Source organism: Spirosoma endbachense (assembly GCF_010233585.1).
Classification (GTDB): Bacteria; Bacteroidota; Bacteroidia; order Cytophagales; family Spirosomataceae; genus Spirosoma; species Spirosoma endbachense.
Genome location: NZ_CP045997.1, coordinates 4,872,885 through 4,887,252, shown reverse-complemented (window position 1 = coordinate 4,887,252; position 14,368 = coordinate 4,872,885). Strand labels below are relative to the sequence as shown.

Genomic DNA, 14,368 nt, shown 5'->3' with positions numbered 1-14,368 from the left:
GGGTGATCGGTGTATCAGAAGCAAAAATAATCGGAACCGAACAAGTTGGTTACAAGGTTAACGTTTTTTAACTAAATTTATAGTAGTAAATTTAACAAACGGTCGACCTCGCTCATAATGAGCGTATCTGATTAGAAAATGTTGCTTCGCTTACAGAAGAAGACTAGAAAAGCGGACGAATTCCACACCGAAAAGCCAATTATATTTTAAACGGTATGCAGTTTTCAGCTGGCCAGGCTCAGTCTGTGAACATTCGTTGATGATTTGCCTGATGCCTGAGGATTACTTACTGAAAAGATCGTTCCAGCACTTCCCGAATAGCCCGCGCCTTTAGCAGACACTCTTCCCATTCCTGCTCGGGGTCAGCATCGTAGGTGATAGCGCTTCCGACAGAGAAGGATGCATATTGACTTTGTGAGTCATAAAGCAGCGTACGGATAACAACATTGAAGTCAAAGTCGCCATCGGGCGTGATGAACCCAATTGCTCCAGAATAAACACCCCGCCGGCTAACCTCTAGTTCGTCGATCAATTCCATTGCCCGGATTTTAGGCGCTCCGGTCATACTGCCCATCGGAAAAGCATGACGAATCGCATCGGCCCAAGTGACCGTATCTCGTAACGTTGCCGAAACGGTCGATATCATCTGATACACCTGCTGAAAACCGTATATCCCAAAGAGCTCGACTACGTGCACAGAACCCGTTTGGGCACTCCGGGCCAGGTCATTGCGAACCAGATCAACGATCATTAGATTTTCGGCCCGCTCTTTTTCCGAATTCAATAATTCAGCGCGAAGTCGGGTGTCTTCATCCGGCGTTTTTCCGCGCCGAATCGTGCCTTTTATTGGCTGCGATAAAACCGTTTGGCCTTCTTTCTTCAAAAACCGCTCTGGCGAAGCACCCATTACATACCGATCACCAAGTTTGAGGAAGCTCGAAAACGGCATTGGCGACCGCTCATTCAACGCCTGGTATACGGTCAGGGGGTCGATGTCGACGTGTTCGGCAAAAAATTCGATGCAATAATTTAACTCATAGACATCACCTGCCAGAATATGCTGTTGTATCTGGCGGACATTGGCCTGGTATTCGTCGGGGGTAACACGGCACGTTATCGTAGTCACGGCACTACCCCATCGATCTGATGGAGGAGTAAGGGAAATCGCATGCATAAGCGCATCTGCGTCACCTTCTCCCCACACGATTACTTCATTCTCCAGAAAGTCGATTACCCACTCTGGCTCAACAAAGTAGGCGTTCGGGAATCCCAGCCGATCCGGATTACGGCTGTTTAGCGCTTCGAGCTCATTTTTTACATCATACCCGAAATAGCCTACCAAAAAGCCGGGCCGGGCGCAATGAGCGTCATATAATTCCTGAAATGTGTCTTTACCCGATAGCGAAATGACCCGTTTCGCCCCAACAAACAGTCGGTTCGGAAACGGGTCATTCGGGTAAGAAATATCGTTATTTGTAAGAAAAGCAACGAAAGCGTCCTCGCGCGTCTGCCGGGTTATGGCCCATGTCAATGCCTGCCAGCGGAAAGCCGGTAAATCAGTAACGAATACACGCTTACTGTTCATGCTTAGGGACGCAGCATCCGTACATCAACAGCAATATCTTTACCTTCGGCGTTCTGGCCAATTGTAAACTCAACGTCGTCGTCTACCTGTAATTCGTTGAAATCAGTATCTATAAGGCTTGTATAATGAAAAAACAGGTTGTTTGGCGGATAATTTATAAAACCGTAACCCGTTTTTAAACTCCGGATCGTACTGATTTTACGGCCTTCCGGATCATCGTCTACCGTATCGGCAACGTTATAATTGGGCTCATCAGAATGCGGGTATTCATCATAGCCATTACCGGAAGCCGAGAACCCGTTCCCGAAACTACTACTGTAACTTCCTCCATTGCTCGCAGCAGCCACAGCAGTAAAGGTTGGTCGCGCCTGTTGCTGTTGTTTCACGAACAGGTTCTGAATAACCAGATCGTTTCTACGGCTCCGGTCGTCAATCATGCCGTGCATCGCAACTGGATAAGAGACTTCCTCCAATAAGTCCTGCGACGTACGAGTCACCTGCTTTTCGCCCTGTTCGTTCAAAAACTCGAAATCCCAGCTTAACACCATGATGCGCGAGCCGAGGGTATTGAGTTTACGAATCAGTGGTACATAATCCCCATCGGATGTAATAAGGACAACGACATCGAATTTCTTATACTGAGCTAATTCGAAAGCTTCGAGTGCCAGCCACACATCGATACCTTTTTCCTGCCGATAGCCCTGGTAGGTTTTTACAGGCAGGTAATGCGTAACGACGCCCTCCGACATTAGAATGTCATCAAACAACCGATCGTAAAATAATTGATTACCCCGCTGATTAGCCTCGTGGGCATTTAGCCGACCTCTAAAATAGTGTGCATCAACAATTTGGCATAAACGCTCATTGACCCCTTCTTCTTCGGCAACCTGCCGCCGTATAAATGCGTGTAAACCTGAAATACTAATCCGGCTGCGCCGTTCGTGAGAGTAATTATAATAATTGCTTACGTGTAAAAAATAGTTACCGTCATAAAAAACCCCTATACGGGTCAATCTTGATGCTGCTGTTGGCATAACTTTATTTGTAATATATGTATGGTACGAAATGCACTTTTAACCTTATCTTATTCTTTGATGGGATAGATATTTATTTCTCTACGGTAAAGCGAGTTACGAACTGATCGGACTTTAAACGTATAAACAACCGGAGGGACACTACAGAAATCCTACTTACAGTATTAAATCGGAATACGCTAAGACGTTGCAAAATTAATACGTTTTCGCTTACAATACGGTTGGTAAGGTATCTTTGTCGATCAGATATTCTTTTTATGCGAAAAATATTGTTCATCGACCGTGATGGGACGCTCATTATTGAGCCCCAGCCCGATCAGCAGGTCGATTCATTAGCCAAACTCGATTATATTCCTAAAGCGATTTCGGCCATGCGTAAGATCGCCGAAGAAACCGATTATGAGTTGGTTATGGTTACCAATCAGGATGGTCTCGGCACCGACTCTTTCCCCGAAGATACTTTCTGGCCTGCTCACAACAAAATGCTTTCTACGTTTGAGAGCGAAAATATTTCGTTTGATGCTGTCCACATCGACAGGCATTTCCCGCGCGACAACTCGCTTACCCGTAAGCCCGGAACGGGGATGTTGACCCAGTATTTTAGCGACGCCTATGATCTGGCCAACAGTTACGTTATCGGCGACCGCCTGACCGACGTGCAGTTAGCGATCAATCTCGGGGCAAAAGCAATTCTGTTTCTACCACCCAACGGCTTACCAACCGTGCAGGCGGCTGATGTGTCGGGGTTGACCGATGCGATGCAGAACGCCATTGCCTTCTCGACCGACGATTGGGATAAGATCTACGAATTTCTGCGTTTACCCGCCCGCACGGCCACCGTCGAGCGGAATACGAAAGAAACGCAGATTCGTGTAGACCTCAATCTCGATGGTCGTGGTCAGGCCAACGTTCATACAGGTCTCGGCTTCTTCGACCATATGCTCGATCAGGTAGCCAAGCATTCGGGTGCCGACCTGACCATTCGAGTACAGGGCGATTTGCACATTGATGAACATCACACCATTGAAGATACCGCTCTGGCGCTCGGTGAAGCCTATCGGCGTGCCCTGGGCGACAAACGGGGAATTAGCCGCTATGGTTTTCTATTGCCTATGGATGAGGCACTTGCTCAGGTCGCCATTGACTTTTCGGGTCGTCCCTGGCTTGTTTGGGACGCTACATTCCGGCGTGAGAAGATCGGCGATATGCCTACCGAAATGTTCTATCATTTTTTCAAGTCATTTTCCGATACGGCGCTCTGTAATCTAAATGTGAAGGTAGAAGGCGATAACGAACATCATAAGATCGAAGCTATTTTTAAAGCCTTTGCCAAAGCCATAAAAATGGCCGTTCGGCGTGATATTAAAGAATTGGATAACCTACCCAGCACAAAGGGAGTCTTGTAAGTGATTTAGGCACAGACAGGAGATTTTCATTTTTTGTCTAATGCTCAGTGTCTAATATCCAACGTCTATTGTACTTTTGCATACGAATTCAACCGAACACAGATATGGATTTATCAACCCCGCTAACACTCCTGTTCTACGTTGTCCTGCTGACGGCTTCATTTATCACTGGCCGCTGGTTGGAGAGCAAAGACCGGAAATACTAAATTGGGTTTACAGTTTATAGTTTTCAGTGCACAAGGCAAGGCTGCCTTGTGCACTGAAAACTATAAACTGTAAATTCTAAATTACAGAAATGCTCAGTGCCCTCACCCGTTGGTTATTTAAAGTCGCCGGTTGGCAGGTTGTTGGCCCTGTACCACACTTACCCAAGGGCATTTGGGCAGTTGCTCCTCATACAACCAACTGGGACTTTCTGGTCGGGTTAGGTGTCCGCCCGACCATTCACATCTGGATTCAATATCTCGCCAAAAGTTCGCTCTTTACCTGGTATTCAGGCTGGCTTTTTCGACTACTGGGGGGTAAACCGGTATATCGTGATAAATCGCACAACCTGGTCGATGCCATCGTTGCTATATTTAACCAGAATGAACAGCTTCAGATTTGCATAGCACCCGAAGGCACTCGCAGTAATGTGTCAAAGCTAAAAACAGGCTTCTATTACATTGCCCTTAAAGCGCACGTCCCCATTATTCCGGTTGGCTTCGACTGGCCCCGGAAACTAGTTATTATAGGCAAACCCATCTATGTAACAGGCAATTACGAGACGGATATGTTCCCATTTTACGAATTTTTCTCGCAGGTTCACGGCATCAGGAAAGACTGGCTGAAGAAGTGGGAGGAAACAGGTGTGATTGACTGGAAAAGCTAGTTAATCTTAAAAGCCATTAGCTTTTTGTTTCCTGTGCGCGTCTCAATTCATCGACCATCCGGCTACCGGCTCGCTCCGATGCGCCGGGTTCGCCCATTTTCCCCTGCACAACTGCGTAACCGGCCAGTTGCCTCTCCCGACCCGGTTCGCCCGGCAAGATGGCTCGTAGTTCGTCCGCAATGCGATCGGCGGTGAGGTCGTTTTGAATCAATTCCTTCACAATCTCACGGTTCGCAATCAGGTTTACAAGTGATATAAACGGCACCGCAATCAGTCGTTTCGCAATGGCATATGACACCGTTGTTGTTTTGTAACAAACGACCTGTGGCACAGTAAACAAGGCGGTTTCGAGCGTGGCCGTACCAGACGTAACCAGCGCAGCCGTTGCAATATGCAACAGATCATAAGCCGCGTCATTAACACGCTTAACAGTTGGGTAACCGCCCAACAGATTGCCATAGAGCGGAGCAGGCAAATTACTGACCGTGCCTACAACAAACTGATAATCTGGGAACTGGCGCGTTGCCGCCAGCATAGCGGGTAAAATAGAGGTAATTTCCTGACGGCGGCTTCCGGGCAGAAGGGCTACAACAGGGCGCTCATCCAATTTCAACGTTGAGCGAAAATTGGGATTTGGCTGAAAATCAGCCAGAGCATCCAGTAGAGGGTTGCCAACGTAGTCGACGTTGTAATCGTATTTCGCGAAAAACTCCGTTTCGAACGGCAGAATCGTAAATAGCCGATCGACATTCGCTTTGATTTTCAATGCCCGGCGTTGGTTCCAGGCCCAAACCTTCGGCGAAATATAATAAAACACGCGAATGCCATGCTGTTTGGCAAAACGGGCCATCCGCAGGTTAAATCCGGCGTAATCGATGAGAATAAGCACATCGGGACGGTGTTCAAGCAGATCGGCCTGACATTCCCGCATGATCCGGCGAATCGTGCCCAGGTTTTTCACTACCTCCAGGAATCCCATAAACGCCATCTCCCGATAGTGTCGCACCAGTACTGCTCCGGCCTCTTCCATCTGCTCACCACCGTATGCACGGCACTGTGCATCAGGATCGTGTCGACGAATGGCCCGAATCAGATTTGCCCCGTGAAGATCGCCGGAACGTTCGCCAGCAATGAGGTAATAGTTCATCTAGTATTGTATGTTATGGGTTGTATGAGACTTGATTATCGGCTTTATCATACACCCCATATCATCCATACAGGCCCTATTCGCCAAAATAATCCACAAAATTTTTCGGTGTTTCGTAAAGTCGAAGCTGGTGCAGGTGTGCTTCTGTTACTTCGCCCAGTGCAAGTTCGAGGATTTTCCAGATTTCCATGATAAAGATCTCACAGCTAGCCATTTTGCCCTGCATGAAATCGACATCCAGATTCAGGTTTTTGTGATCAACTTTTTCAATTACCTCCCGCTTCACAATATCACCCAGCAGTTTCAGGTCAATCACAAAGCCTGTATCCGGATCGGGCTCACCCTTCACCGTTACGATCAGCTCAAAGTTGTGCCCATGCCAGTTAATGTTGGCACATGGGCCAAAAACTTCCTTATTGCGCTCCTCAGACCAGGCCGGATTGTAGAGCCGGTGGGCAGCGTTAAAATGTTCGATTCTGTTAATATAGACCATTTTTCTGGTTTAGATGGGGCGGTTGCCAGAAACGCCGATTTTGAAAATAAGCCACAAAGGTACGAACTCTTTGGGCCTAATGAAACCGTTAGTTTAGTTAAAAAGGCTATTAAGGCATATTAGAGGTATATATGAAAAATACAATTTAATCACTAAAAACGCTATTCCTTTGTTCATCTTAAAATCTGTATCTTTACAGCCACTTTCACTTCATGCTAGCTAGCCTTTTTCTCTTTATCGCAATCAATACGTTTACTTCTAGCTCTTTATGATTATTGTTACGGGGGCCGCTGGCTTTATCGGAAGCTGTTTGATCAGCAAATTGAATCAGGAAAATTTCAATTTTATCATTGCTGTCGATGATTTTTCGGACCCTCGTAAAGAAGCAAATCTGACTGGGAAACGGATTCAGGAGCGTGTTGACCGGGAAGAGTTTTTCGGTTGGCTCGACAACAATTATCAGGAGGTGGAATTTATTTTTCACATCGGTGCCCGCACTGATACCACCGAATTTGACCGCCAGATTTTTGAGCATCTGAACGTTGAGTATTCCAAGCAAATCTGGAATCGCTGCATTGATTATCAGATTCCCCTCGTATATGCGTCATCGGCAGCAACTTATGGTATGGGCGAGTTTGGCTATGATGACAATGAGTCGATCATTCCGCAGTTGAAGCCGCTTAATCCTTACGGTGACTCAAAGAATGAATTTGATATTTGGGCACTGGAGCAGGAACGTAAACCCTTCTTCTGGGCTGGACTGAAATTTTTCAACGTCTACGGGCCCAATGAGTATCATAAAGACCGCATGGCATCGGTAATTTACCATGCCTACAACCAGATTTGCCAATCAGGCCACATGAGGTTGTTCCGGTCTCATAACCCCGATTATACCGACGGTGGGCAGATGCGGGACTTCATTTACGTGAAAGACGTAATCGAAGTTTGTTCATTTCTGATGCATCACCGGCGAAATTCCGGTATCTACAACCTCGGAAGTGGCAAAGCCCGTACATTCCTTGACCTGGCGACACTTACTTTTCGGGCTATGGACCGCGATCCGCAGATCGAATTTATCGATACTCCCGCCGATATCCGCGATAAATACCAGTATTTTACGCAGGCTAACATGGCTAAGCTTCGTTCTATTGGTTATGACCGACCTTTCCATTCGCTCGAAGAAGGCGTTTCTGACTACGTAAAAAAATACCTCAAAGAAGGAAAGTATCTCTAGCTGCTGGTAATCAATCTTTTGTTTTCCGGTACCAGAAACCGACGCACAGAGATCGCCCACAGGCTAGGTCCCTGTGCGTCGACTGGTAGCGTACTTACCATTTTTTGAAGATAAAAAATACCGCTATCACAAGGAATACAAAGCCAACCAGATGATTCCAGGCGAGTTTGTCGGTTTTAAAAAAGTAGACGGTTATTAAGGTAAAAACCGTCAGCGAAACGGCTTCCTGAATTGTTTTGAGTTGGAAAAGTGAAAACGGCCCGCCCGTTTCTTCAGAACCGATACGATTAGCTGGCACCTGAAAAATATATTCAAAAAAGGCAAGGCCCCAGCTAAGCATAATGATGCCGAAAAGCGATAGTTTGGCCAACATAGGGTACTGCTTTAGTTGCAGGTGGCCATACCAGGCCAGTGTCATGAAGATGTTCGATAACGTAAGCAATAAAACGCAATAAAGTCCTTTCATTTATTTATGTTAAAAATTCAGTTCTGGGCAGGACCAAGGTACTGGTAAATCGGAATTCCTGCCAATTGAGGAGTAACTCTCCATCAAGTAAAGTTGTTAAACGATAACTAATCCACAAACCCAGTCCATGCCCTTCTTTGAGTGGATCAGCCCGAAAGTAAGGCTGCATCAGATCAAGTACAGGCCCCGTTTCCCGAACGGTTTGATTCTGAACAAGAACTGTCGGTGCGTTTTCCCAAATCAACCGGATACTCACCACACTACCCGGAACGGCGTACTTGATCGCATTTTCGAGGAGATTCAGTAACACATGCTCCAGCTTAACGGCATCTGTTCTGATCGGTGTAGAAGGCCCTGTTTGTTCCTCAAACTGCGTTATTACTTCATAATCAGTGGCTACAGTTTCCAACTGAGCCAGGCAGTTTTTTATTAATTCCGGCAAATCGACCGGTGTTGTTTTGAGTACCTGACGTGCATGATCTGGGCGGCTCAGCGTCAGAAATTCGTCGAGCAGACGCGTCAGGCGTTTTATTTCATCCAGTTGTCCCAGCAGAAACGGTGTTGTCCGGCCATCTACCTGACCACTGTCAAGGGTCACTTCAAGGCCGGTTTTCATGATGGCAAGTGGCGTCCGAAGTTCATGCGCAGCGGCTCCAAAAAAATTACGCTGTAGTTCAGCACTTTCCCGAATTCGGGCCAGCATCTGGTTTAGCGTATCGGTTAACTGATAAAGTTCATCACGAGCGGTTGGCAGGGCGATCGGTTCAATTGTGGCTGCATTGGTGATCTTTCCCGCCTGATAAACAATTGCCTGAATTGGTTTCAATAGCCATCCAGCGATAACATACCCTCCCAGGAATGCCAGGATCAGGCTTACGAACCAACCGAGCCCAAAGACCCAGCGTAACTGTCGGATATCCTGCATCAAACTAGCATCGGGCACCGCTAATGTCAGACCCACCTGACCACTGGGAATCTGATACGCCATAGTCTGTACAGTCATGGATCGAAATGAACGCGGATGCCGGTCAACGTCGTGCCCTACGCCGGATGCGTTTGGAAAACCAGGACTGCGAAAAAGCTCACGGCTCCGGCCATAACTATGGTATATTACCCGCATCTGCTCGCTTTCGGTAGGCAATGGCAACACAATAGGATCGACACTTACCTGCGAAAGCAACCATCCTGCTCTGGTCGCTACCGCCCGATCAAAAGCGATCTGGAGGCTATTTTCGGCACGGACCAACATAAGCCAACCGGCCAGCAGACTTACTCCAGCAAACACAGCCGCAACGGCCAGCACAATCCGGCTGCGCAGGTTCATACCGATTTGAGCCGATAGCCACGGCTGATAAGCGTCTCAATCAGCCCACGTGTACCAACCGCATCCAGTTTCTTACGCAATTGATAGATGTGTACTTCTATCACGTTACTGCCCATGTCATAATCGGCGGCCCATACCTTCTCGGCAATCTCATTTTTCGTTACCAATAGGCCGATTCGGCGCATGAACAATTCGAGTAAGGCAAACTCCCGATTGGTCAGTTCCAGCTTGATGCCTGCCTTGAAGACTTCATGCGAAACAAGCCTCATTTCTAAATCCGCCATGCGCAATACGACGTTATCTCCGGAGTGGGTTCGTCGCTGTAAAACCCGAATCCGAGCCAGCAACTCATTAAAGTCGAACGGTTTCCGAAGGTAATCAATGGCGCCAAGATCCAGCCCCTCCACCACTTTATCGGAATCACTCAACGCTGATAAAATCATGACCGGCACCATCAGGCCAAAGGCACGAAGGTTTTTAAGAACCTCAAACCCGGTCTGTCCGGGCAACATTAAGTCCAGCAACACAAGATCGTATAAGCCTCCGGCAACCTGATCGAGTCCTTCCGAACCGGTATGAGCCAGATCGACAACATGACCATGTTGTTCAAGCCCCTGCTTTATAAACCGGGCGAGTTTGCGTTCATCTTCAATAACCAGAATTTTCACGCGAGTAAGGGCTGGGTGATTTATTGACTGCTGAAATTGCTGAATGATACCCATCAAATCAATTATTCCAGCAGTCAATCGTTAATTAGCGAACCAGATATTGCTGACCGTTGATTGTCAGCACAACGGCGTTTAAGATATTTGTTTTTTCTAACTGAACCTGGCCTTCCCGAAGGCTTTTAGCATATCCCTGAACCGTAATTGTGCTGCCTTTGGTAGCCAGATTTGTCAGTTGATAAGCCACATGAGGAGGAACGCGCACAACTGTTTTATCATCCAGGACAAGACCGCTAACGCGCCCATCCCGGCCTATTTGATAATCGGCTATCTTGCCCGTTACGGTAGCCTGTGAAGGGGCCGCTGGGGGTGTAACAGGCATTGCTGGAGGAGCGTCAGAGATCGTCGTTTTGCCAGCCGTAAGACTAACCAACCGAAAGCGCGATTCTCCTTTGGGAGTCATTTCAGAATAGCCCGTCACGCTGACGCTACTACCCGGCTTAATCGCCTTTTGTACCTGCTGACCGAGATGGGGAGGGAATTTTACAGTGGTCGGTGTATTCGTTGATCCAGTAAACGTAAAACCCTCCAGAATAGCATCATCGTTACCAATCCATTGGCCTACTGTTCCAGAAACGGTAGTGAGCGATGTAAGTCCACGTTCATGACCACTTCGATCAGCCCGACCCGGCCCTGACTGAGGTGGCCCCATACGGTGTCTGCCAGGACCACTGGGTTGATGCCCACCTCGGGGGCCATGCGGTCCGCGACTATCCAGTCCGGGACCGTCCGGTCGGGAACCATTAGGGGTGTTCAGAGCAATGGGCGGAGGAGGTGTACCCGGTCCTGGATCAGCCACTGTCTGGGCATTAACCTGTGAAGCAGTCAGCATGACCGCGAATAGAAATGGGGTAATTAATTTCGTGTTGCTTTCCATTGTTACTTGTTATTTACTGTTCATGATGGAAGCAAAACTAGTGGCCTCATATAAAGCCAGTCTGAAAACGAAATTAATTTTTCTTCATACTGTCGAAGGTCTTTTGTTTAGAGTCGTGGAGCCATGCCACGGTTTTGAATCGTGGCATGGCTCCACGACTCTAAACATTATTCCCAAATCACCTCAATGACTTCTGTTTTCAAATCTACTGTCGTTTGCTTTTCGCCCGTTGCCCGACGGAGCGCCAGTTTCCCGTTGCTAACCTTCATGGCCTCCTGCTGCAAAATGTGCATGGCATCTTTTTTATGAAAGACTGACACAACCGACTCTTCCGTCGATACAGGTAACGTAAATGACTTGCCGGAAGCTTTTACGGAGCGAGCGGTAGCGGGTAACGGCTGATTTCGAAGTAATGAAATCGCCCGGGAGGCTTGCGGCACACCGTAGCCAACATAGTTGTTGCCATAAGGATATAGATGCGACGATTTTTCAATAATGTCCATGACCTCTTTGTTGGTCAATTTCGGATTTGCCTGCATAATACAGGCTGCAAATCCGGTAATGACCGGAGCCGATAATGAGGTTCCATACAAAGAAAAACAGGAAACATTGGGTTTCATATATGGCAAACTCTCAGGACCGATGCTGCTGTAACCAATCCGATTCCAAAGTCGGGCATTCGTTGCACCAATGGCCAGAACACCCTGAGCATCAGCGGGGGTGCTGATGATTCGCCATGAACGATCATCGCCTTCATTTCCGGCTGACACAACAATAAGAATACCTTTTTTATCGGCCGCAATCTGTGCCGCCCGACTAATCAGGCTGGTATGACCATCCATCTGACGGGGTTCATAATTTTCTTTAGGGTTGCTCATCCCTTTGGCATAACCCAGCGATGTATTGATCAGCCGAACACCAAGACTATCCATCCATTCCATTGCCGCTACCCAGTTATCTTCTTCGCCCCGGTATTCACGATTGCCCTGATCTGTACGGGCGAGGTAAAATGTTGCATCGGTGGCCAGGCCATATTGCGTATTTTCGATCGGATCACTACCGGCAATAGCCGCCAGAACTTCGGTCCCGTGAAAATCCGACATGGTTTCGAGCGTATGGAACAGATCACCGTGGGTCTTTTTGTCATTCACATAATCACGAACCCGTTTCACGCCTTCCCGCGCGAATACATGCTTCAGCGCATTAGCCGAATCTGCACCAAAAAAACCAGCATCGATAACTCCAATGTTTACAAATCGTCCGGTTAATCCAGCCTGAGCAAAATCGGAAGCCTGAATCTGCGTCATGACCGGAGCCATGTGCGGGCTGATTGAACGCGAACCATCAGGATTACCGATTGATGTAATAATAATAGCCGGATCAATAGCCTGAATCCCTGCTACAAAGGGTAAAGCCGCAACCTGAGCAAATTGCTCGGTCGTAAGCCGGGCCGAAACAGCATTCAGCCAGCGCGATTTATTGAGCGGCTGAACACCTTCCTGTTTTAATTGACTCAGATAGGCTGCCGAAACGGGCTGATCAGTCTCATCAAGCGGAAAATTCTGGGCTTTTCGCCGGGTTATGGCTGTTTCCGATAAGGCTGGCCGGACACTCTGGTCTTTAGCCTTGAAAAGAATCCAGTATTTAGGACTATCTGGTCCATAGCCCTTTGTAGTTAGCCAGGTCGCACTGGGATGTGAAACGCCAGGATTCGCTTGAATCAGTAGCGTAAACAGACAGAATAAGAAGTTTAGGCGAAGCGTCATGAACCAGAGAATAGCTATTTACCGTGTTTTCCAGGCAAACCGTACGTTAAAACATAAACACACAAACACGCAAAAACTCTTATAGCTTTGAGTTTTCTTTGCAATTTAATTAGAAAAGCAGTTTCAACGTCCTGATATGCGCTACTTGCCCATTGATAATCAACTTTTCGTTCAAAGTCGCCATCGGCTCACTCAGTTACTGAAACCTAAATCGCTGGTGATTCTGAACGCCAATGACATCATGCCGACCAATGCCGATGGCACAATGACATTTCGGCAAAACAACGATTTATTCTACCTAACGGGCGTCGATCAGGAAGAAACCCGGCTCGTTCTGTTTCCTGACCATCCCGATCCTAAATTTCGTGAGGTCCTGTTTCTGCGTGAAACCAGCGAGCTGATCGAAATCTGGGAAGGCCATAAGCTTACTAAAGTCGAAGCCGAACAAACTTCCGGGATTTCACAAAAGCAGGTCTATTGGACGCATCAGTTCGAACAGATTTTTGTACAAATGATCTTCGAAGCGGATCACGTTTATCTGAATACCAATGAGCACACCCGTGCCGGTATAGATGTTCAGACCCGTGATGCCCGATTTATCGACGAATTCAAACAAAAATACCCGCTGCATCATCTGGAGCGGCTTGCGCCATTGATGCACTACCTACGAGCGATCAAACAACCGCAGGAAGTGCAACTGCTTCAAACAGCCATTAACATCACCGACAAGATGTTCCGCCGGTTGTTGGGTTTCATTAAACCCGGCGTATGGGAATATGAAATTGAAGCCGAGATGATGCATGAATACCTGCTTAACCGGTCGCGCGGGGCAGCCTATTCGCCAATCATTGCTTCGGGAGCCAATGCCTGCGTATTACACTACATAGACAACAGCCAGCAGTGCCAGGATGGTGATGTGATTTTGCTCGATATAGGCGCGGAATACGCCAATTATAATGCGGATATGACCCGTTCAGTGCCTGTTAACGGGCGATTTACGGAGCGCCAGCGAGCTGTTTATGATGCGGTATTGCGTGTGCTGAAAGAAGCGAAACAAATGCTTCGTCCCGGTAATCTCTGGGACGATTATCATCGTGAAGTAGGTAAAGTGATGGAGTCAGAACTTATTGGTCTAAAGTTGCTCGACCGCCTGGAAGTCGAAAAGCAAGATCCTGACGCGCCTTTGTACAAAAAATATTTTATGCACGGCACGTCACACTTTCTGGGGCTTGATGTTCACGATGTGGGTAATAAATACCGTCGAATGGAGCCCGGAATGGTCTTTACAGTCGAACCAGGTATCTATATTCCTGGAGAAAAACTAGGAATCAGACTTGAAAATAACGTGCTGATTACGGAGTCAGGGAACACAGATCTAATGGCCAACATTCCGCTCGAAGCAGAGGAGATTGAAGCGTTAATGAACCGATAACCAGGAAT

Annotated in this window: 13 protein-coding genes; 4 read left to right on the top strand and 9 right to left on the bottom strand. The window is 47.5% G+C overall.

From position 1 onward, the window contains the following. Positions 1 to 286: 286 nt before the first annotated feature. Together pabB and GJR95_RS19700 are read right to left on the bottom strand one after the other, a co-directional pair. Positions 287 to 1,585 carry an aminodeoxychorismate synthase component I gene (gene pabB, locus GJR95_RS19705; protein ID WP_162387489.1) on the bottom strand — a complete coding sequence of 433 codons (1,299 nt, stop codon included), beginning with the start codon at positions 1,583 to 1,585 and terminating at the stop codon, positions 287 to 289. Positions 1,586 to 1,587: 2 nt separating this feature from the next. Then, positions 1,588 to 2,619, bottom strand: a complete 1,032-nt coding sequence (locus GJR95_RS19700) for an NYN domain-containing protein (RefSeq protein WP_162387488.1) — start codon at positions 2,617 to 2,619, stop codon at positions 1,588 to 1,590. Positions 2,620 to 2,876: 257 nt separating this feature from the next. Here GJR95_RS19700 and hisB point away from each other — a divergent pair, with 257 nt between their 5' ends. Continuing rightward, positions 2,877 to 4,025, top strand: coding sequence for a bifunctional histidinol-phosphatase/imidazoleglycerol-phosphate dehydratase HisB (gene hisB, locus GJR95_RS19695; RefSeq protein WP_162387487.1), 1,149 nt, complete (start codon positions 2,877 to 2,879; stop codon positions 4,023 to 4,025). A 295-nt stretch (positions 4,026 to 4,320) separates the two neighbouring features. After that, positions 4,321 to 4,896, top strand: coding sequence for a 1-acyl-sn-glycerol-3-phosphate acyltransferase (locus GJR95_RS19690; protein WP_162387486.1), 576 nt, complete (start codon positions 4,321 to 4,323; stop codon positions 4,894 to 4,896). A 16-nt stretch (positions 4,897 to 4,912) separates the two neighbouring features. Here GJR95_RS19690 and lpxB read toward each other — a convergent pair whose 3' ends face one another. Both lpxB and GJR95_RS19680 read right to left on the bottom strand, forming a co-directional pair. Next, positions 4,913 to 6,043 (bottom strand): lipid-A-disaccharide synthase, encoded by a 1,131-nt coding sequence (lpxB, locus tag GJR95_RS19685; RefSeq protein WP_162387485.1) that lies wholly within the window; start codon positions 6,041 to 6,043, stop codon positions 4,913 to 4,915. A gap of 76 nt (positions 6,044 to 6,119) precedes the next feature. Next, the gene (locus GJR95_RS19680) at positions 6,120 to 6,536 is read right to left on the bottom strand and encodes a 6-pyruvoyl trahydropterin synthase family protein (RefSeq protein WP_162387484.1); all 417 of its coding nucleotides are present in this window, start codon (positions 6,534 to 6,536) and stop codon (positions 6,120 to 6,122) included. 268 nt (positions 6,537 to 6,804) lie between these two features. On the opposite strand from GJR95_RS19680, the gene rfaD reads away from it, so the two are divergent. Beyond that, a complete protein-coding gene (gene rfaD, locus GJR95_RS19675; protein WP_162387483.1) occupies positions 6,805 to 7,770 on the top strand; it encodes an ADP-glyceromanno-heptose 6-epimerase in 966 nt (321 codons plus the stop codon). 94 nt (positions 7,771 to 7,864) lie between these two features. Here the strand turns inward: rfaD and GJR95_RS19670 are convergent, their stop codons facing one another. The 5 genes from GJR95_RS19670 to GJR95_RS19650 form a co-directional block, all read right to left on the bottom strand. Next, positions 7,865 to 8,236: a DMT family protein gene (locus GJR95_RS19670; protein WP_162387482.1), complete on the bottom strand. Its 372-nt coding sequence runs from the start codon at positions 8,234 to 8,236 to the stop codon at positions 7,865 to 7,867. 4 nt (positions 8,237 to 8,240) lie between these two features. After that, a complete protein-coding gene (locus GJR95_RS19665) occupies positions 8,241 to 9,560 on the bottom strand; it encodes a sensor histidine kinase (protein ID WP_162387481.1) in 1,320 nt (439 codons plus the stop codon). Further along, positions 9,557 to 10,306 (bottom strand): response regulator transcription factor, encoded by a 750-nt coding sequence (locus tag GJR95_RS19660; RefSeq protein ID WP_232541247.1) that lies wholly within the window; start codon positions 10,304 to 10,306, stop codon positions 9,557 to 9,559. The genes GJR95_RS19665 and GJR95_RS19660 overlap by 4 nt, the downstream gene beginning before the upstream one ends. Positions 10,307 to 10,313: 7 nt before the next feature. After that, positions 10,314 to 11,162: a hypothetical protein gene (locus tag GJR95_RS19655; protein WP_198424867.1), complete on the bottom strand. Its 849-nt coding sequence runs from the start codon at positions 11,160 to 11,162 to the stop codon at positions 10,314 to 10,316. Between the two features lie 167 nt (positions 11,163 to 11,329). After that, positions 11,330 to 12,928, bottom strand: coding sequence for a S8 family serine peptidase (locus GJR95_RS19650; RefSeq protein WP_162387480.1), 1,599 nt, complete (start codon positions 12,926 to 12,928; stop codon positions 11,330 to 11,332). A 136-nt stretch (positions 12,929 to 13,064) separates the two neighbouring features. Here GJR95_RS19650 and GJR95_RS19645 point away from each other — a divergent pair, with 136 nt between their 5' ends. Next, the gene (locus tag GJR95_RS19645) at positions 13,065 to 14,360 is read left to right on the top strand and encodes an aminopeptidase P family protein (RefSeq protein ID WP_162387479.1); all 1,296 of its coding nucleotides are present in this window, start codon (positions 13,065 to 13,067) and stop codon (positions 14,358 to 14,360) included. The last annotated feature ends 8 nt before the right edge of the window (positions 14,361 to 14,368 follow it).

Coding starts and splice junctions, on each gene's coding strand:
- pabB (WP_162387489.1), bottom strand. CDS start 1,585: ATGAACAGTAAGCGTGTATTCGTTACTGATTTACCGGCTTTCCGCTGG.
- GJR95_RS19700 (WP_162387488.1), bottom strand. CDS start 2,619: ATGCCAACAGCAGCATCAAGATTGACCCGTATAGGGGTTTTTTATGAC.
- hisB (WP_162387487.1), top strand. CDS start 2,877: ATGCGAAAAATATTGTTCATCGACCGTGATGGGACGCTCATTATTGAG.
- GJR95_RS19690 (WP_162387486.1), top strand. CDS start 4,321: ATGCTCAGTGCCCTCACCCGTTGGTTATTTAAAGTCGCCGGTTGGCAG.
- lpxB (WP_162387485.1), bottom strand. CDS start 6,043: ATGAACTATTACCTCATTGCTGGCGAACGTTCCGGCGATCTTCACGGG.
- GJR95_RS19680 (WP_162387484.1), bottom strand. CDS start 6,536: ATGGTCTATATTAACAGAATCGAACATTTTAACGCTGCCCACCGGCTC.
- rfaD (WP_162387483.1), top strand. CDS start 6,805: ATGATTATTGTTACGGGGGCCGCTGGCTTTATCGGAAGCTGTTTGATC.
- GJR95_RS19670 (WP_162387482.1), bottom strand. CDS start 8,236: ATGAAAGGACTTTATTGCGTTTTATTGCTTACGTTATCGAACATCTTC.
- GJR95_RS19665 (WP_162387481.1), bottom strand. CDS start 9,560: ATGAACCTGCGCAGCCGGATTGTGCTGGCCGTTGCGGCTGTGTTTGCT.
- GJR95_RS19655 (WP_198424867.1), bottom strand. CDS start 11,162: ATGGAAAGCAACACGAAATTAATTACCCCATTTCTATTCGCGGTCATG.
- GJR95_RS19650 (WP_162387480.1), bottom strand. CDS start 12,928: ATGACGCTTCGCCTAAACTTCTTATTCTGTCTGTTTACGCTACTGATT.
- GJR95_RS19645 (WP_162387479.1), top strand. CDS start 13,065: ATGCGCTACTTGCCCATTGATAATCAACTTTTCGTTCAAAGTCGCCAT.